The following is an 18,208-nucleotide window of genomic DNA, read 5'->3' as shown; positions in this document are numbered from 1 at the left end:
CGGTAATTATTCAAACGGCCGGGACAGGGCCATTCATCACAAAAACAGGCGGACCTCTATGACCTTGAACCTCATGATGACCGATCAACAGGATCTGAAGCCGCGGATTACCGTCTTCGGCGTTGGTGGCGCTGGGGGCAATGCCGTCAACAACATGATCGAGCAGCAGCTCGAGGGTGTTGAGTTCGTGGTCGCGAACACCGACGCGCAGGCGCTCCAGCAGTCCAAGAGCCAGGCGCGGATCCAGATGGGGATCAAGGCGACCGAGGGTCTGGGTGCGGGTGCGCGTCCGTCTGTCGGTGCGGCTGCAGCAGAGGAGACGATCGAGGAGATTGTCGACCATCTTGCAGGTGCGCATATGTGCTTCATCACCGCTGGTATGGGCGGCGGCACCGGCACCGGCGCGGCGCCGATCATCGCGCAAGCCGCGCGCGAGCTGGGTGTGCTGACCGTAGGCGTCGTGACCAAGCCGTTCCAGTTCGAGGGCACCAAGCGCATGCGTCAGGCCGAGGAAGGTCTCGAAGCGTTGCAGAAGGTGGTCGATACGCTGATCATCATCCCCAACCAGAATCTGTTCCGCCTGGCCAACGAGAAGACCACCTTCACCGAAGCCTTCGAGATGGCCGATGATGTGCTCTATCAGGGCGTGAAGGGTGTGACCGATCTTATGGTCCGTCCGGGCCTGATCAACCTCGACTTCGCCGATGTTCGCGCCGTGATGGACGAGATGGGCAAAGCGATGATGGGCACCGGCGAAGCCTCGGGCGAGGATCGTGCGATCCAGGCCGCCGAGAAGGCCATCGCCAACCCGCTCCTCGACGAGATCTCGCTCAAGGGCGCGAAGGGTGTGCTGATCAACATCACCGGCGGCTACGACCTGACGCTGTTCGAACTCGACGAAGCGGCAAACCGTATCCGCGAGGAAGTTGATCCGGATGCGAATATCATCGTCGGTTCGACCCTCGATCCCGATATGGATGGCATGATGCGTGTGTCGGTCGTCGCAACCGGTATCGACGCGCTGGCCGCTCCGGCAGAAGTTCCGGTGCCGCGCCGCACTCTGGCAGAGCCGCTGCGCAACCCGCAGGAAGCGGCAGAGGAGGCGCGCGCCGCTGCGCCGCATATGCAGGATCCCGCACCGGCCCCGCGCCAGCCGCAGGTTTCGGTGACCTCGGCCCAGCCGGTCCACCAGTCGCGTGGCTATCAGGCACCGCAGCATCGCGCCGCCGATCACCGCCCGGCACAGGCCGAGATGCGCCAGTCGGCTCCGCAGCAGCCCGAGCGCCAGTATGAGGCGCCGCGCCATGAGCAGCCGCGCTACGAGCAGCCCCGTCAGGCGGCTCCCGCACAGCCGCAATACGAGGCGCCCCAGCAGCCGCAATACCGCGCCCAGCAGCCCCGCGTGCAATATGCCGAGGACCAGCCGCAAGCGCAGCAGCCGCATTACCAGCAGCCCCGTCAAGCGCAGCCGCAGTTCAACGAAGCCGCCGAAGAGGCTGCTGAATATGTTGCACCGCGTCCGCGTCAGGCCGGCCAGCCCTCGCCCGAGGCCCTTGCCCGCCTGCAGGCCGCGGTCAATCGCCAGCCGGGTCAGGGAGCCGCACCGCAGGGTCGCCCGAACATGGCCGCAGAGCGCGCGCCCCAGCCGCAGGCCGAGAAGCCGCGTTTCGGGATCAACTCGCTGATAAACCGCATGACCGGTCACGGCCATGAGGCGCCCCAGCAACAGCCCGCACAGCAGCCGGTCCGCCAGCAGCAGCCCCGCGCTGCCGCTCCGGCACCCCAGCAACAGCCGCAGGCCCGCACCGAAGACTATGATGACGAGCAGTCCAACGAACAGGACCGCATCGAGATTCCCGCCTTCCTGCGCCGTCAGGCAAACTGATCGGTTTGAAAGATTTCGGTGAGAATGGCCTGTTGCGCCTGAAATACTGAAAAATTCCGATCACAAAATATCTAAAAAGGGTCAGGTTTGCCTGACCCTTTTTTCTATTGTAATCATCAGCTTGGTCTGTCGCAGGCAGGGTTCCGCCACGGCGTGTGGTTAATGTTTCATTCTGTTGCAAAGAGTGAGTTGAGAAAGTCACGGGTTTTTCTTAACTGAAGATGCGGCGGAACGAGGGACAGCTTTCAACCGTTCGTCGCCAAGAAGAGAAAGGAATTGATCGTGCAGACAAGCCTTGCAAAACCCGTGAGCTTCGACGGTGTCGGCCTTCACAAAGGCCAGCCTGTGCGCATGCGTCTTCTGCCTGCGCCTGCCGATCATGGCATCGTGTTCAACCGTGTGGATGTGGCGGGCAATGGCCTGATCCCCGCGCTGTGGAATAAGGTGACCAATGCTCGTCTCTGCACCCTGATCGAAAATGAAGACGGGATCACCGTCTCGACGATCGAACATATCATGGCCGCTCTTGCCGGTTGTGGTGTGCATAACGCGCTTATCGAGATCGACGGGCCGGAAGTCCCGATCCTCGATGGCTCCTCGGCACCTTTTGTCGAAAAGATCCTCGCCGCGGGTCTTGTCGAGGTCGGTGGTCAGCTGCGCGCGCTCCGTATCCTGCGCCCCGTCGAGGTGCGCGACGGTGCGGCATGGGCGCGCCTCGATCCCAATCACGCGCTCGAGATCGATTTCTCGATCGATTTCACCGACCGTGCGATTGGTCAGCAGCGCAAGCGCCTCGGCATGTCCAATGGCGCCTTCGTGCGCGAACTTATGGACAGCCGCACCTTCTGCCGCCGCGCCGATGTGGAGATGATGCAGAAGAACGGTCTGGCCCTTGGCGGCACCTATGAAAACGCCGTTGTGATCGATGGCGACAAAGTGCTCAGCCCCGGCGGTCTGCGCCATAAGGACGAGGCCGTGCGGCACAAGATGCTGGACGCGCTCGGCGATCTGCTTCTGGCGGGTGGTCCGATCCTTGGCCGCTATGTCGGCAACCGCTCCGGCCATGCAATGACCAACAGTCTGCTGCGCGCGGTCTTTGCCAATCCTGCCGCCTATGAGTGGGTCGTGCTTGATTCCGATGCGGCCCATACGACCCCCGGGGCGGGTGTCTGTGTGCCTCAACTTTTCGCGGCGCAATAAGCGCCAGGCGAACTGCTCCAGAGATTGTGAAGCCCCTGCGCGGTCCCCCGCGCGGGGGCTTTCCCATTTGTCACAGGGATACTTGGCTTCTCAAGATGTTGACGATAGGAAGAGGAGACGAAAGGCGTTTTGCGCAGCCGATTTATCTGTGTTAAGCGGTGTTGGACGTAACTGCCTCGGGCAGGACTGTAAGAGATCCCGCCCATCGGGGCGCGGGCAAGAACAAAGGGCAGGGCATGATGCACGGCAAATCAGCGGCTACACGGGTCGGATGTCTTTTGCTGGTGGCGACGCTCGCCGCCTGTTCGGGTAAATCCGATGATCCCAAGGACATGCCTCTCGACAATTTCACCGCGCAACAGATCTATGAGCGCGGCGAATACCAGCTGGAGGTTGGCAATCCGCGCCGCCCCACCGATGCGCTCCATTATTTCCAGGAGGTCGAACGCCTCTATCCCTATTCCGAATGGGCGCAGCGTTCGGTGATCATGCAGGCCTATGCCCAGCACCGTGCGAAGAATTACGAGGAGGCGCGCTCCACCGCGCAGCGTTACCTCGATACCTATCCGGGCTCCGAGGATGCGCCCTATGCCAAATATCTTCTGGCCCTCAGCTATTACGACCAGATCGACGAGGTCGGTCGCGATCAGGGCCTGACCTATCAGGCGCTGCAGGCGCTGCGCGAGGTCATCGAGCAATATCCCGACAGCGATTACGCGCGCTCGGCCATGCTGAAATTCGACCTCGCCTTCGATCACCTCGCCGCCAAGGAGATGGAGATCGGGCGCTATTATCTGAAGCACGGCAATTATACCGCCGCGATCAACCGCTTCCGTGTGGTGGTCGAGCAGTTCCAGACCACGACCCATACGCCCGAGGCGCTGGAGCGTCTGGTCGAAGCCTATCTGGCGCTCGGCCTGACTGACGAGGCACAGACCGCAGCCGCGATTCTCGGCCATAACTTCCAGTCGTCGCCCTTCTATGACGATGCCTACAAGCTCCTGCGTGCCAAGGGGCTTGAACCGGAGAGCAAGGGTGATAACTGGCTATCGACAATCTATCGCCAGGTGATCCAAGGGAAGTGGATGTAACCGCTTCCCGACCCTGGCCCTATTGCAGGACCGCCCATGCTGCGCAGCCTTGAGATTCGCGACATTCTGATCGTGGAACGCACCGAGCTTGACTTCAGTGCGGGGCTCAATGTTTTGACCGGCGAGACGGGGGCGGGGAAATCCATCCTGCTCGACTGTCTGGGTTTCGTGCTCGGCTGGCGGGGCCGGGCCGAGCTGGTGCGCAAAGGCGCCGAGCAGGGCGAGGTGACCGCCGAATTCGGGCTGCCCGAGGGCCATCCGGTGCGCGATATCCTGCGCGAGGCGGATCTGCCGGTGGATGAGAGCCTGATCCTGCGCCGCGTGAACCGCGCCGATGGCCGCAAGACCGCCTATGTCAATGACCGCCGCGTGACCGGCGATGTGCTGCGGCGCCTGTCGGCCTCGCTGGTGGAACTCCACGGCCAGCAGGATGATGGCGGCCTTCTCAATGAGAAGGGCCATCGTGCGATGCTCGATGCCTTTGCCGAGAACGGCGCGCTTCTGGCCGAGGTGAATGCGGCGTGGAAATCCCGTGCGTCGGCACGCAAGGCGCTGGCGGCGGCACAGGCGGCACTGGCCGAGGTGCAGGCTGAGGAGGAATTCCTGCGCCATTCGGTGGCCGAACTCGACAAGCTGAACCCCGAACAGGGCGAGGAAGCCACCCTCGATACCGAGCGCCGCGTGATGCAGCAGGCCGAGAAGATCCGCTCGGATGTGGCGCGTGCCTTGCAGGCGCTTGGCCCCGAGGGGGCCGAGGGGCTGATGCGCGAGGCGGACCGCTGGCTGCAGGGCGCCGCCGACCGCGCCGAGGGTCGGCTCGACCAGCCGATGTCGGTGCTCGAACGCGCGCTGATCGAGCTGGGGGAGGCGACGCAGGGCGTGGAAGAGGCGCTCGATGCGCTGAGCTTCGACCCTTACGCGCTGGAGGCCACCGAGGAGCGGCTCTTCGCGATCCGTGCTTTGGCGCGCAAACATGGCGTGCAGCCCGATGATCTGGGCGATTTCGCGGTGTCCCTGCGCGCCCGTCTCGAGGCGCTGGATGCCGGCGAAGGCCGGATCCGCGATCTGGAATCGGCGGTGACCAAGGCCGATCTGGCCTATCGCGAGGTGGCCGACCGTTTGGGACTTGCGCGGCGCAAGGCCGCGACGCGGCTCGATCAGGCGATGGCCGCCGAGCTGGCGCCGCTGAAGATGGAGCGCGCGGTGTTCGAGACCCGCGTCTCCGCCGGTGATCCCTCTGCCGAAGGGTCGGATAATGTGGCCTTTACGGTTGCCACCAATCCGGGCGCACCTGCGGGCCCGCTGAACAAGATCGCCTCGGGGGGCGAGCTGTCGCGGTTCCTTCTGGCGCTGAAGGTGGTGCTCTCGAAAGGGGCGGATGCGCTGGTGCTGATCTTCGACGAGATCGACCGTGGTGTGGGTGGGGCGACCGCCGATGCGGTGGGGCGCCGTCTGGCACGGGTCGCCGAAGAGGCACAGGTTCTGGTGGTCACGCACTCGCCGCAGGTGGCCGCGCGTGGGGCGCAGCATTTCCGCGTGCAGAAACGTGTGGAAAACGGCATGACCCTTTCGGAGGTGGTGCCCCTCGACGAGACAGAGCGCCGCGACGAGATCGCGCGGATGATCGCGGGGGCCGAGGTGACCGAGGCTGCCCGCGCCGCAGCTGCCGAGCTTCTGGGCGGCTGATCCCCGCCTAAGCGCGCATCCGCACACCCTCGGCGCGCGCAGAATATGGCCCGTAGGGCTTTTCTCCGCTCGTGCAGAAGCCTAGAACTACGGCCAAAGACCGGAGTTCTATAATGGCACATGACGCAGCCCTTGAGGCATTGAAAACCCTTCTGGGGGACAGGCTTAACCTCACGCAGGCGGATCGCGATCTGCATGGCCAGAGCGAGACATGGTTTGCGCCGACACCTCCCGATGCGGTGGCATACCCGGCCAATACCGCCGAGGTGTCCCAAATCATGAAGATCTGCACCGCCCATAAGATGCCGGTCGTGGCATGGGGCACGGGCACATCGCTTGAGGGGCATGCGCTGGCGATCCATGGCGGGCTGTGCCTCGACATGAGCCGGATGGACAAGCTGGTGGAACTCTATCAGGACGATATGCAGGTGCGTGTCCAGCCGGGCATGACGCGCGAGGTGCTCAATACCGAGCTGCGCGCCACGGGGCTGTTTTTCCCCGTTGATCCGGGCGCGAATGCTTCCTTGGGGGGCATGGCCTCGACGCGGGCTTCGGGCACCACGACCGTGGGCTATGGCACGATGAAGGATAATGTGATGGCGCTCGAGGTCGTTCTGGCCGATGGCACCGTTAGCCGCACCGGCTCGCGGGCGCGCAAATCCTCGGCCGGTTACGATCTGACGGCGCTGATGCTGGGCTCGGAGGGGACGCTCGGGATCATCACCGAGTTGACCCTGAAGCTGCATGGCCAGCCCGAGGCGGTGTCTTCGGCGGTCTGTGCCTTTGATAGCCTGCATGCGGCGGTGGAAACCGTGCAGATGGTGATTCAGATGGGCATCCGCATGGCACGGATCGAGTTCGTCGATGCGATGACGGCGCAGATCTTCAACAAGATGAACGGCACCGACCTCCCCGAGAAGCCACATCTGATGATCGAGTTCCACGGCTCCGAGGCGATGGTGGCCGAGCAGTCCGAACGCTTCGGTGAGGTCGTGAGCGAGATGGGCGGGGCCAATTTCGACTGGGCCACCACCACCGAGGACCGTACACGTCTGTGGCGCATGCGCCATGGGGCCTATCCGGCCTGTATCGCCTATCGTCCGGGCTGTATGGGGCTGGTCACCGATATCGTGGTGCCGATCTCCCGTCTGGCCGAGGCGGTGGAAGATACCCGCAAGGATATTGACGCAGCGGGCCTTGTCGGGCCTATTCTGGGGCATGTGGGCGATGGCAACTTCCATTCCGTCCTTCTTCTGGATCGAAATGACAAGGACGAGTTTAAACGCGCCAAGGCGGTTGCCGCCAGGATGTCCGAACGGGCGCTGGCGATGGGCGGCACGGTGACGGGCGAACATGGTATCGGTATCGGCAAGCTGGGCTATATGGAAGCCGAGCACGGGGCCGCATGGGGCGTGATGGGCGCAATCAAAAAGGCGCTCGATCCGTTGAATATTCTCAATCCCGGCAAGATTGTGCCGGATCAGTCGAATGCCGTCAGGGAGGCCGCTGAATGATATCGACCATCGAGGTTCCGTTTTCGAGCCCCGAAGATCTGCCGCGTGCCTTCACCCGCGCGTGGAGCTCGAAGGATGCCCGCTTGCTGGCCTCCTTCTTCACCGAGGATGCCGATTTTCTGGGGTTGACGGGGGAGGCCGTCGACGGCCGCCAGCAAATTGCCGAGCTTCTGGCAGGCGAGATGGCCGGGGCCTTTGCCCGCGCGCGTCTCGTCACCGGAAAGGTGCGGTTCCGTGCCGTCGGGCGCGATGTGGTGATCGTGCAGCAGCGCTTCGTGCTGTCGGGCATCGTCAATGCCGATGGCTCCGATGCGGGGCGCGTGGGTGCGGTCTTCATCTCGGTCATGGCGCGGGCCGGAAATGGCTGGCTGATCGTGTCGGGACAGTTCGTCGTGGAGAGCTGATCGCCCGGAGCGTGCAGGACGGGTGCCGAATCTATAGGAAAGCCCGCCTGAAAATCGGATCGATCCGCGCGGATCGGGCGCAAACGGGGCAGGAAACTGCCCCGTTTTTCATGCTCAATATATTGGAACTTTTAAAACTGCTTTTTGAATGGGCGGGGTAAAATCACCGAATTGGTCGTTTGCTTCGCTAAAGTTGCCGCATTCTGGCCAGCCGGTTTTCGATATGGTCAGGGAAATCAGCTATTTTGCCTTATTTCGTGGCAGAGGGTTGAATTAGAGGCAGAGGCTTGTTTAGCTGTGCTCACGGGAATGTAAGAACAATAAACCGAGAGAAATCCGACGGGGGCCCGATTTGGCTAAAAACAGTGATAACGACGGATTCGTCGTTTTCGACCGCGTGCAAAAAAGCTACGACGGCGAGAATCTGGTCGTAAAAGACCTCAACCTGTCCATCGGAAAAGGCGAGTTTCTGACCATGCTCGGGCCGTCCGGCTCCGGCAAGACGACCTGCCTCATGATGCTGGCGGGGTTTGAAACCGCAACCAATGGCGAGATTCGTCTCGACGGAACTAATATCAATAACGTGCCGCCGCACAAGCGCGGAATCGGCATGGTTTTCCAGAATTACGCTCTCTTTCCGCATATGACCGTGGGCGAGAATCTCGCTTTCCCGCTCGAGGTCCGCAAGATGGGCAAATCCGAGCGCGAGGCAAAGATCAAACGGGCTCTGGACATGGTGCAGATGGGGGCCTTCGCCAACCGTCGCCCGGGCCAGATGTCGGGTGGCCAGCAGCAGCGGATCGCGCTGGCCCGCGCGCTGGTCTTCGATCCCGAGCTGGTGCTGATGGACGAGCCTCTCGGCGCGCTCGACAAACAGCTGCGCGAGCATATGCAATTCGAGATCAAGGCTTTGCACGAACGTCTGGGCATCACAGTGGTTTATGTGACCCACGATCAGGGCGAGGCTCTGACCATGTCCGACCGTGTGGCCGTGTTCAACGATGGTCGCATCCAGCAGCTGGCGCCGCCCGATGACCTCTATGAACGCCCCAAGAACAGTTTCGTGGCGCAGTTCATCGGCGAGAACAACCGCTTGCCGGGCAAGGTCGAGGCCCTCGACAAGGAGGCAGGCCATTGCACCATCCGTTTGCAGAATGGCGAGAGGATCGCGGCCACCGCGGTCAATATCCGTCATGAGGGGCAGGACACGCTGGTGTCGATCCGTCCCGAACGTGTTGAATTCGACCCCGCTCGTATGGCGCCGGACTGGCACCTGATCGAGGCCGAAGTCATCGATGTCGTCTATATGGGCGATATCTACCGCACTGTCCTGCGCGTCGCCGGGACGGAAGATTTCGTGATGAAGACCCGCAACACACTGGGCGCCTCGATGCTTCCGAAAGGCCAGAAGATCAAGATCGGCTGGCATCCAGATGACGCAAGGGCACTCGATCCTCTGTGATCGAACCTTAACCTCGCGCAGCCCACTCTGCGCGGGTGCCGTTCTGGGAAGACGGCAAAGAAAAACGACCTTTTTCAACGGGAGAGACTACATGACTTTCAAGAAAGCCCTTCTGGCGAGTTCTGCCGTGGCCCTGTTCGCCGCGCCGCTCTCGGCTGAGGAAATGGCCAATTCCATGACCATCGTGTCTTGGGGCGGGGCCTATCAGAACAGCCAGAACAAAGCCTATGTTGAACCCTATGTCGCAGCCAATCCTGGTGTGACCGCCACCTGGGATGAATCCTCCAACGAAGCCGTCGCCAAGCTGCGTGCGATGAACGAAGCCGGCAACGTGACCTGGGATCTGGTCGATGTCGTGGCCTCCGATGCCATCCGTCTGTGCGACGAGGGTCTCGCGATGGAGATCGACCCCGAGACCGATCTGGCCAAGGGCGATGACGGCTCGAGCGCCTCGGACGATTTCGGCGATCTGATGGTATCGGATTGCTTCATCCCGCAGATCGTCTACTCGACCACCGTCGGCTACCGCACCGATATGGTTCCCGAAGGCACCGATCCGCCGACCGATATCTGCTCGCTGTTCGATCTGGAAACCTATCCGGGCAAGCGCGCGCTCGAGAAGCGTCCGATCAACAATATGGAATGGGCGCTCTATTGTGACGGCGTTGCGAAGGACGATATCTACGACGTCCTCGAGACCGAAGAAGGTCAGGACCGCGCCTTCAAGAAGCTCGACACCATCAAGAAGGATGTCGTCTGGTGGTCGGCCGGTGCCGATACGCCGCAGCTTCTCGCCGATGGCGAGGTCTTCATGGGCTCGACCTATAACGGCCGTCTGTTCTCGGTGATCGAGGAGCAGCACCAGCCGGTGGCCATGCTCTGGGATATGCAGGTCTTCGATATCGACGGCTGGATCATCCCGACCGGTCTTGCCCCCGACCATCTGGCGCGTGTGAAAGACTTCATCATGAAGGAAACCACGACCAAGGCTCTGGCCGAGCAGGCGAAATACATCTCCTACGGTCCGGCGCGCGCCTCCTCGGCACCGATGGTCGGCAAACATGCCGAACTGGGCATCGAGATGGCACCGCATATGCCGACCGATCCGGCCAACTCGAAAAACACCCTTCTGTATAACTACGAATGGTGGGCGGATTACCGCGACGATCTGGATGCGAAATTCCAGGCATGGCTTGCCCAGTAATCGTCTGACGATCTGATCATCGCGGGGGCCGTTTGAGGCCCCCGCACTCCCAAACCGACCGGCCCGGACCAAGAGGCAGGCGGTTGAACCGACAGGGACCATTACCATGAGCGATACCGTCGAAAGCGCCGAACAGGTTTCCGCCGAAGGCAGCCGCGAACTCAAGCGCAGCCTCGCGCGGGCTCTGCGGGCCCAGAAGATGCGGGCTCTGGCCATGATTGCGCCGCTCCTTCTTTTCATTCTCGTGACTTTCATCGCCCCGATCGCGGATATGCTGTTCCGCTCGGTCGAGAACGAGATCGTCTCCGAAACATTGCCGCTGACGGTGGATGCGCTGGATGACTGGAGCTATGCGAGCGGCGAGGCCCCCTCCGAGACCGTCTTTGCCGCCTTCTATTACGATATGTTCGTGGCCTCCGAGCTGAAGGAACATACCCGTCTGGGCTCGCGCCTGAATTACGAGACAACGGGTATCTCCTCGCTCTTCCGCAAATCGGGCCGCCGTGTGGAGCGGTTCGATACCGATATCTATGCCGACCAGTTCAAGGCGCTCGATCCGGCCTGGGTCAAGCCCGCGACCTGGGTCGCGCTCTCCGAGGCGCTGGATGACGACCCCGAGGCACTGCCCGAGACCGCAGGCGCGCTGGCCGGGTTCGAACGTATGGTCGAGGCCGATGGCGACACGCTGGCCGAGACCAAACCCGCCGATATTCTCTTTACCGCGCTCTATCGCGATCTGGCGGCTGGTGCCAATGGTCCCGAGGGCGATCTGGCGCCGATGTTCGCACAAGCCAAATCCGCCGTGGGCAGCTTCAAGAACGTCTCCATCCGCGACCAGTTCACGGATATCGACAAGGGCTGGCTCGATCCGGAAGTCTGGGGCACGATCAAGGCCTATGCTCCCACCGTCACGCCGGGTTACTTCCTGACGGCGGTCGATTACAAACTCAGCCCCGCAGGTATCGTGCCCCAGCCCGATGATCAGGCGATCTATCTCAAGCTGTTCTGGCGCACGCTGGTGATGTCGCTGACGATCACGGTGAGCTGTATCCTTCTGGGCTATCCGGTGGCCTATCTGCTGGCCAATCTGCCGATGCGCACCTCGAACCTGCTGATGATCCTCGTGCTGCTGCCGTTCTGGACCTCGCTTCTGGTGCGGACCTCGGCCTGGAAGGTGCTTTTGCAAAATCAGGGTGTGATCAACGATATCCTCGTCTGGGCGCATATCATCAGTGAAGATGGCCGTCTGGCGCTGATCAATAACCAGACCGGCACGATCATCGCGATGACGCATATCCTGCTGCCCTTCATGATCCTGCCCATGTATTCGGTCATGCAGACCATTCCTCCGGCCTATATGCGTGCGGCCAAAAGCCTGGGCGCGACCGACTGGACGGCCTTCTGGCGGGTCTATTTCCCGCAATCTGTGCCCGGGATCGGGGCAGGCTCGATCCTCGTGTTCATCCTCGCCATCGGCTATTACATCACGCCGGAACTGGTGGGCGGCACGACGGGGACCTTTATCTCCAACCGCATCGCCTATCACATCTCCAGCTCGCTGAACTGGGGTCTGGGTGCGGCACTTGGCACCATCCTTCTGGCCGCCGTCATGTTGCTCTACTGGGCTTATGACAAGATCGTCGGCATCGATAACGTGAAACTGGGATAAGAGATATGAGCGCACTTCCCCCCTATGCCTCGACGGGTCAGAAGATCTGGCATTATAGCTACCGGACGCTGTGCGGGCTGATCTTCTTCTTCCTGATCGCGCCGATCATCACGATCATCCCGCTCTCGTTCAACGCCGAGAACTTCTTCACCTTCACGCCGGGCATGCTGGAGCTGGACCCTAATGCCTATTCGCTCAAGCATTATGTGGATTTCTTCACCAATCCCGACTGGCAGCAGGCCCTGAAGAACTCGGTCACCATCGCGCCGGTGGCGACCATCATCTCGGTCTCGCTGGGCACGCTTGCGGCTATCGGCCTCAGCCAGTCCCATGTGCCGTTCAAACGCGCGATCATGGCGATCCTGATCTCGCCGATGATCGTGCCGCTGATCATCTCGGCGGCGGGGATGTATTTCTTCTATTCGCGTGTCGGGCTTCAGGGCACCTATATCGGGGTGGTTCTGGCACATGCGGCCCTCGGCATTCCCTTCGTCATCATCACCGTTACGGCAACGCTGGTGGGCTTCGACCGCTCGCTGACCCGCGCGGCGGCAAATATGGGAGCAGGTCCGGTGCGGACCTTCTTCAAGGTGCAGATGCCGCTCATCCTGCCGGGTGTGATCTCGGGGGCGCTCTTTGCCTTCATCACCTCCTTCGACGAGGTGGTTGTGGTGCTTTTCGTGGGCTCGGCCTCGCAGAAGACGCTGCCATGGCAGATGTTCATCGGGCTGCGCGAGCAGATCTCGCCCACCATTCTGGCGGTGGCCACGATCCTCGTGGTCTTCTCCATCGCGCTTCTGACGGCGGTCGAGCTTCTGCGCCGCCGCAACGAGCGGCTGCGGGGCGTCACCCCGCGCTGAGCGCGGCAAACCCGTCTTGCACAATCAAGGGCCGTCGCATTGTTTGCGGCGGTCTCTTTTGTTAAGGCAGGGCGCGACAAAACGGAGCCCGAGATGATTGTTACCAGCGAGTCCGATCTGCAGGGGCTGAAAGAGATCGGCCGGATCTGTGCCAATGTGCTGCAGGGTATGGCCCGCGCCGTCGAGCCGGGGATGACCACGCTGGAGCTTGACGAGATCGGGCGCGCGATGCTGGAGGCGGCCGGGGCGCAATCCGCCCCCGAGACGGTCTACCAGTTTCCGGGTGCCACCTGCATTTCGGTCAACGAGGAAGTGGCCCATGGTATTCCGGGTAATCGGATCATCCGCGAAGGCGATCTGCTCAATATCGATGTCTCGGCCTCGAAAGACGGATTCTTTGCCGATAACGGCGCGAGTTTTGGCGTGGGGCAGATGCGACCCATGCTCGAACAGCTCTGCCGCGACGGGAAGAAGGCGATGCAGATCGGGGTGAGGGAGGTGGCCGCCGGGAAGCCTTTGGGCGGGATCGGCATGGCGATCGAGCGCTTTGCCAAACCGCGCGGCTATACGCTGATCCGCAATCTGGCAAGCCACGGGGTCGGCGCCTCGCTGCATGAATATCCCGAGGAAATCCCGACCTGGACCGAAAAACGCGAGAAGCGGATTATCGAGAAAGGGCTGGTGCTGACGGTCGAGCCCTTCCTGTCGATGGGGGGAGAATGGGCCGATGCGGGCGAGGATGGCTGGACGCTCTATGCCGAGCCCTCGGCCCCCACCGTGCAATACGAGCATACCGTGGTGGCGACCGAGAAGGGCGTGATCATCGTCACGGTGCCCGACGGGTCCAGTGGCCGGCCCGCCTGACTGTCTGGCCGACGGGCCCGCAGATCATGGCAGGAAGGAGATCCATGACCAGATGGTCAGCGTCGAGAGCGCCGTGCCCACCAGCACCGCCGAGGCCGAGACCCGTTTGCCCACGCCATAGATATTGGCGAAGAGATAGGCATTGACCCCCGGCGCCATGGCCGCCGTCATCGCGACCGAGCGTAGCTGGTCCACATTCAGGCCGAAGCCGAAACGCGCCAGCAGATAGGCGATGCCGGGATGCACGATCAGCGACAGGATACAGACCATCGCGATGGCGCGGCTGTCTCCTTCGGGCTTGTAGCGCACCAGAACGCCGCCCAGCCCGAACAGTGCCGCCGGAATAGCCGCGCCCGCCATCATATTCATGGCTTCCCAGATCGGATGCGGCAGTGCATGACCGGTGACATACTGGCCGAGCTTGATCAGCAGGCCGCACAGAATGCCGATGACCAGAGGCGTGCGGATCACACCTTTGAGGGCATTGATCCCCACCCGGGCAAGGCTGGTGCCGGTGCCCGCCGAGCGCGTGGCCTCCATCGCCAGGATGCCCACCGTATAGAGGAAGGGGGAATGGATCGAGATGATCGCGAAATTGCCCGCCAGCGCATCGGCGCCATAGGCGCGTTCGGTGATCGGGATGCCGAGCAGCAGCGAGTTGGAAAACAGGCAGCAGAAGCCGATGGCAATCGCTTCGTCGGGACGGCGTCCCATCATCCGCGAACCGAGGATGCCCAGCCCGAAGGAGAGAAGCGCGCCCACATAGAAACTGACCATCAGCCGCCAGTCGAAGCTTGCGCCCAGATCCAGCTTGGCGATGGACCGCGCCAGAAGCACCGGCACCGCGAAATTCTGCGCGAACCGCATCAGCCCGTCGACGGCGCTGTCCGAGAACAGCTTTTTCCAGGCGGCCAGATAGCCAAGGCCCACAATCAGGAAGACCGGCAGGATGACATCGATCAATGCGCTCATCAGCTAGGGATCTCCAGAACCATGCCGTCATAGGCAGGCACGACATGATCGGGGGTCTCTTGCATGACCGCGTCGTAATCGAGGTCGATATGCATATTGGTGATCACCCCGTGACGGTTGCCTGCACGTTCCATCCATTCAAGCGCCAGCGCCAGATGCGCATGGGTCGGATGCGGTTTGCGGCGCAGCCCGTCCAGCACCCAGATATCGAGATCCTGCAGGAAGGGCCATGCCACAGGCGGAATCTCCGAGACATCGGGGAGATAGGCAAGCCCACCTTGCGGCCCGCCAATGCGGAAGCCCAAGGCCTTGATATTGCCGTGATCTACCTCGAAGGGCGTCAGCGGAATCTGCCCGCCCGCACCCTCGATAATGAAGGGGCCGGTGATCTCGTTCAGCTCGCAGATCGGTTTGTAATTGCTGTCCTCGGGCTGGACAAAAGCATAATCGAATGCCTTCACCAGCCGCCCCGCGGTCTCGGCATCGGCCCAGACCGGCAGGCGCTGGCCCATATTGAACACGATCTGGCGCAGGTCATCGAGCCCGTGGATATGATCGGCATGCGAATGGGTATAGATCACCGCATCCAGTTCGCCCACGCCCGCATCCAGAAGCTGCTCGCGCATATCGGGGCCGGTATCGATCAGCACACGGGTCGTGCCGTTTTCGCCCACGCGCTCGACCAGCATGGAACAGCGGCGACGGGTGTTCTTGGGGTTTGCGGGGTCGCACTCGCCCCAATGTCCGCCCAGCCGCGGCACGCCGCCTGAAGATCCACAGCCAAGGATGGTGAAGCGCAGGGTCATTTCTGCCCCCAAGCCGCGGCCTTGGCAAAGAGCGTGTCGAAGTTTGTCTGTGTCTGGGCCGCGAAATCGGCATAGTCCATGCCGAAGATCTCGGCGCCCACACGCGCGGTATGGGCGGTATAGGCGGGTTCGTTGCGCTTGCCGCGATGGGGCTTGGGCGCAAGATAGGGGCTGTCGGTTTCCACCAGAATGCGGTCCACGGGGGCCGAGGCGAAAATATCGCGGATCTCTTGCGATTTGGGGAAGGTCGCGATCCCCGACATCGATAGATAGATCCCCATCTCCTGCGCCGCCTTGGCCAGATCCGGCCCCGAGGAAAAACAATGCAGCACGCAAGGATAGGTTTTCCGCGCCATGCCCTCGCCAAGGATCTTCGCCATATCCTCATCGGCATTGCGGGCATGGATGATGAGCGGCAGCTGGGTCTCCTGCGCGGCCTCGATATGGATCCGCAGGCTGGTCTTCTGCACCTCGGCGCTATCGGCCGAATAATGGTAATCGAGCCCGCTCTCGCCAAGCCCGACGAATTTCGGGTGCCGGGCCAGTGCCACCAGCTCCTCGACCGAGGCCATCGGTTCTTCGGCGGCGCTCATCGGATGGGTGCCTGCGGCGTAGAACACCTGATCATAGGTCTCGGCAATCGCGCGGACTTGGGGTTCGTTTTTCAGCCTTGTGCAGATGGTGACCATCCGGCTGACGCCTGCCTCGATCGCGCGGGCAATGACCTGATCGCGATCCTCGTCGAAACTGTCGAAATCCAGATGGCAGTGGCTGTCGGTAATTTGCGGAATATCGGTCTCGCGGGCCACTTTGCCTCTCTTTCCGGACGGCTTAGGCGGCCGCCGCTGTCAATTTAAGAACCATATCGACCACCAGCGCGGCAGGGTCAAGGTTCACCGCCCGCCCATGGCGTGCACGGGTGCCAAGTTCTTGGTGCAGTGCTGCCCATTTCATCGCTGCCAGCGGATCGGGCGATAGTCGCGCCATCAGCTTGGCCTCGCCCGCCGCCCCTTCGGGATGAGGGGGCCCCATGACACCGGCGCGGGCCAGCCGTGCCATGAACAGATCCACAAGCCCCAGCGCCAGCTCGAACCGCTCGGCATTCTGTTTGCCCGCAAAGCTCTCGGCCAGTGCCAGCGCCTTGGGCCGGTCGAGGCGGGGCAGGGTGGCCATGAGATCCACGATCTGGGCATAGGTCTCGAGGCCGCCCAGGTTTATCAACCGGATCGCCTCACCCACGGAGCCCGCCGATAGCGCCGAGAGCGCCATCATATCCACATCGGGATCCATCGCCTCGGCCTGACCGAGCGCCTGCGCCATGGCCTCGGGGTCCAGCGCATGGAGCCGTAGCTCGCGGCAGCGCGAGCGGATAGTGGGCAAAAGCCCCGCAGGCTGGTGGGAGACCATGAGGAAGGTCACCCGCTCGGGCGGCTCTTCCAGAAGTTTCAGAAGCGCATTGGCGGCCTGCGTGTTCATCTCGTCGGCGCAATCGACGATCACCACGCGCGGTCCGCCATCGCTGGCCGACAGATGCAGGAAACTGCGCATCTCGCGCACACGGTCCACGCGGATATCCTGGCTGAGCGCCGAGCCGGTGGCATTGGGGCCACGCTTCAGCTCGAATACACCGGGTTCCGAGCCCGCCATGATCCGCCGCACCACGGGATGGTCGGGATCGGTGTCCAGCGTTTGCGGCGGCTCGGGGGCGAACATGCCGCCGGGCGCGGGCTGCGACATCAGGAATTTGGCGATCCGCCATGCGAAAGACGCCTTGCCGATGCCGCGGGGGCCGGTCAGCAGCCAGCCGTGATGCAGACGCCCTGCGCGGAAGGCTTCCAGAAACTCGGCCTCGGCGCGGGTTTGCCCGAACACGCTCTCGGCCACGCGTGGATGGGGCGCCCCGTCGATGCAGGAGGGATCGGGCAGGCCCGGTTCGGTCTTGACGGAACGCGGAGCCATCAGGCGCCTTTCTGCAGCTCGGCGGCCATCTCGCGGGTGTAACGTAGCACGTCGGCGGCCACCAGTTCGGGGTCGCGCCCGCCATTGATCGTGCGGAACCGGTCGGGATAGTCATGCGAGAGGTCGATGAACCCCGCGCGCATTTTCTTTTGCAGATCGAGCCCGAAATCCTCGAAGCGTTCCTCGATGCCCTGCCGTCCCTTGGCGCGCGCCAGTCCGACGGCGGGGTCGATATCGATGAGGAAGGTCAGGTCGGGTTCGCGCCCGATCATCATGTCATGCAGCCGGTCCACAAGGCCACGGATATCACCGCGCGAGAGGCCCTGATACATGCGGGTGCTATCGGCGAAACGGTCGCAGATCACCACTTTTCCGGCCTCGAGGGCGGGGGTGATCACACGCTCCATGTGGTCGCGACGCGCTGCGGTGAATAACAGCAATTCGGTATGGGCCGACCAGCGGTCAGGCTCGCCCTGAAGCACGAGCGCGCGGATCTCCTCGGCGCCCGTCGAGCCCCCCGGCTCGCGCGTCAGAACGACATCGAGGCCCTCCTTGCGAAGAGCCTCTGCCAGAAGTCGGGCCTGGGTCGATTTGCCCGACCCGTCGATACCCTCGAAACTGATGAACATCAG

At 62.5% G+C, this 18,208-nt stretch carries 15 protein-coding genes and 1 pseudogene; 11 read left to right on the top strand and 5 right to left on the bottom strand.

Going from position 1 to position 18,208, the window contains the following annotated elements; genetic code table 11:
- Nucleotides 1-58 precede the first annotated feature (58 nt).
- From ftsZ to map, 11 genes and pseudogenes are all read left to right on the top strand, one after another.
- Nucleotides 59-1,885 (top strand): cell division protein FtsZ, encoded by a 1,827-nt coding sequence (ftsZ, locus tag VSX56_RS02145; protein WP_350934501.1) that lies wholly within the window; start codon nucleotides 59-61, stop codon nucleotides 1,883-1,885.
- Nucleotides 1,886-2,167: 282 nt separating this feature from the next.
- Nucleotides 2,168-3,085 (top strand): UDP-3-O-acyl-N-acetylglucosamine deacetylase, encoded by a 918-nt coding sequence (gene lpxC / locus VSX56_RS02140; RefSeq protein ID WP_350934499.1) that lies wholly within the window; start codon nucleotides 2,168-2,170, stop codon nucleotides 3,083-3,085.
- Between the two features lie 236 nt (nucleotides 3,086-3,321).
- Nucleotides 3,322-4,176 carry an outer membrane protein assembly factor BamD gene (locus VSX56_RS02135; protein ID WP_406870666.1) on the top strand — a complete coding sequence of 285 codons (855 nt, stop codon included), beginning with the start codon at nucleotides 3,322-3,324 and terminating at the stop codon, nucleotides 4,174-4,176.
- 36 nt (nucleotides 4,177-4,212) lie between these two features.
- On the top strand, nucleotides 4,213-5,862 hold the full coding sequence (gene recN / locus VSX56_RS02130; protein ID WP_339112119.1) for a DNA repair protein RecN: 1,650 nt from the start codon (nucleotides 4,213-4,215) through the stop codon (nucleotides 5,860-5,862).
- A gap of 113 nt (nucleotides 5,863-5,975) precedes the next feature.
- The gene (locus tag VSX56_RS02125) at nucleotides 5,976-7,376 is read left to right on the top strand and encodes an FAD-binding oxidoreductase (protein WP_350934497.1); all 1,401 of its coding nucleotides are present in this window, start codon (nucleotides 5,976-5,978) and stop codon (nucleotides 7,374-7,376) included.
- Nucleotides 7,373-7,780, top strand: a complete 408-nt coding sequence (locus VSX56_RS02120) for a YybH family protein (protein WP_339112121.1) — start codon at nucleotides 7,373-7,375, stop codon at nucleotides 7,778-7,780. The genes VSX56_RS02125 and VSX56_RS02120 overlap by 4 nt, the downstream gene beginning before the upstream one ends.
- Nucleotides 7,781-8,132: 352 nt before the next feature.
- Nucleotides 8,133-9,242, top strand: a complete 1,110-nt coding sequence (locus tag VSX56_RS02115) for an ABC transporter ATP-binding protein (RefSeq protein ID WP_339112122.1) — start codon at nucleotides 8,133-8,135, stop codon at nucleotides 9,240-9,242.
- Nucleotides 9,243-9,333: 91 nt separating this feature from the next.
- On the top strand, nucleotides 9,334-10,446 hold the full coding sequence (locus VSX56_RS02110) for an extracellular solute-binding protein (RefSeq protein ID WP_350934495.1): 1,113 nt from the start codon (nucleotides 9,334-9,336) through the stop codon (nucleotides 10,444-10,446).
- A 106-nt stretch (nucleotides 10,447-10,552) separates the two neighbouring features.
- A complete protein-coding gene (locus VSX56_RS02105) occupies nucleotides 10,553-12,115 on the top strand; it encodes an ABC transporter permease (protein WP_350934493.1) in 1,563 nt (520 codons plus the stop codon).
- Between the two features lie 14 nt (nucleotides 12,116-12,129).
- Nucleotides 12,130-12,975 (top strand): annotated as a pseudogene (locus tag VSX56_RS02100) (ABC transporter permease); the annotation flags it as partial.
- 93 nt (nucleotides 12,976-13,068) lie between these two features.
- A complete protein-coding gene (map, locus tag VSX56_RS02095) occupies nucleotides 13,069-13,839 on the top strand; it encodes a type I methionyl aminopeptidase (protein WP_339112125.1) in 771 nt (256 codons plus the stop codon).
- A 24-nt stretch (nucleotides 13,840-13,863) separates the two neighbouring features.
- Here the strand turns inward: map and VSX56_RS02090 are convergent, their stop codons facing one another.
- From VSX56_RS02090 to tmk, 5 genes are read right to left on the bottom strand one after another with little or no spacing between them, the layout of a single operon-like run.
- Nucleotides 13,864-14,811, bottom strand: a complete 948-nt coding sequence (locus tag VSX56_RS02090; protein WP_339112126.1) for an AEC family transporter — start codon at nucleotides 14,809-14,811, stop codon at nucleotides 13,864-13,866.
- Nucleotides 14,811-15,617 (bottom strand): MBL fold metallo-hydrolase, encoded by an 807-nt coding sequence (locus VSX56_RS02085; RefSeq protein WP_350934490.1) that lies wholly within the window; start codon nucleotides 15,615-15,617, stop codon nucleotides 14,811-14,813. Before VSX56_RS02085 ends, VSX56_RS02090 begins: the two co-directional genes overlap by 1 nt.
- A complete protein-coding gene (locus VSX56_RS02080; RefSeq protein ID WP_350934488.1) occupies nucleotides 15,614-16,426 on the bottom strand; it encodes a TatD family hydrolase in 813 nt (270 codons plus the stop codon). The genes VSX56_RS02085 and VSX56_RS02080 overlap by 4 nt, the downstream gene beginning before the upstream one ends.
- Before the next feature lie 22 nt (nucleotides 16,427-16,448).
- On the bottom strand, nucleotides 16,449-17,576 hold the full coding sequence (locus VSX56_RS02075) for a DNA polymerase III subunit delta' (protein WP_350934486.1): 1,128 nt from the start codon (nucleotides 17,574-17,576) through the stop codon (nucleotides 16,449-16,451).
- Entirely contained in the window at nucleotides 17,576-18,205 is a 630-nt protein-coding gene (gene tmk / locus VSX56_RS02070; RefSeq protein WP_339112130.1) for a dTMP kinase, read from the bottom strand. The genes VSX56_RS02075 and tmk overlap by 1 nt, the downstream gene beginning before the upstream one ends.
- Nucleotides 18,206-18,208 lie beyond the last annotated feature (3 nt).

This window comes from Thioclava kandeliae, from assembly GCF_040297545.1.
GTDB classification, from domain to species: domain Bacteria; phylum Pseudomonadota; class Alphaproteobacteria; order Rhodobacterales; family Rhodobacteraceae; genus Thioclava; species Thioclava kandeliae.
Note: the sequence above shows the minus strand (reverse complement) of the source record. Positions and strands in the feature narration are given on the sequence as shown.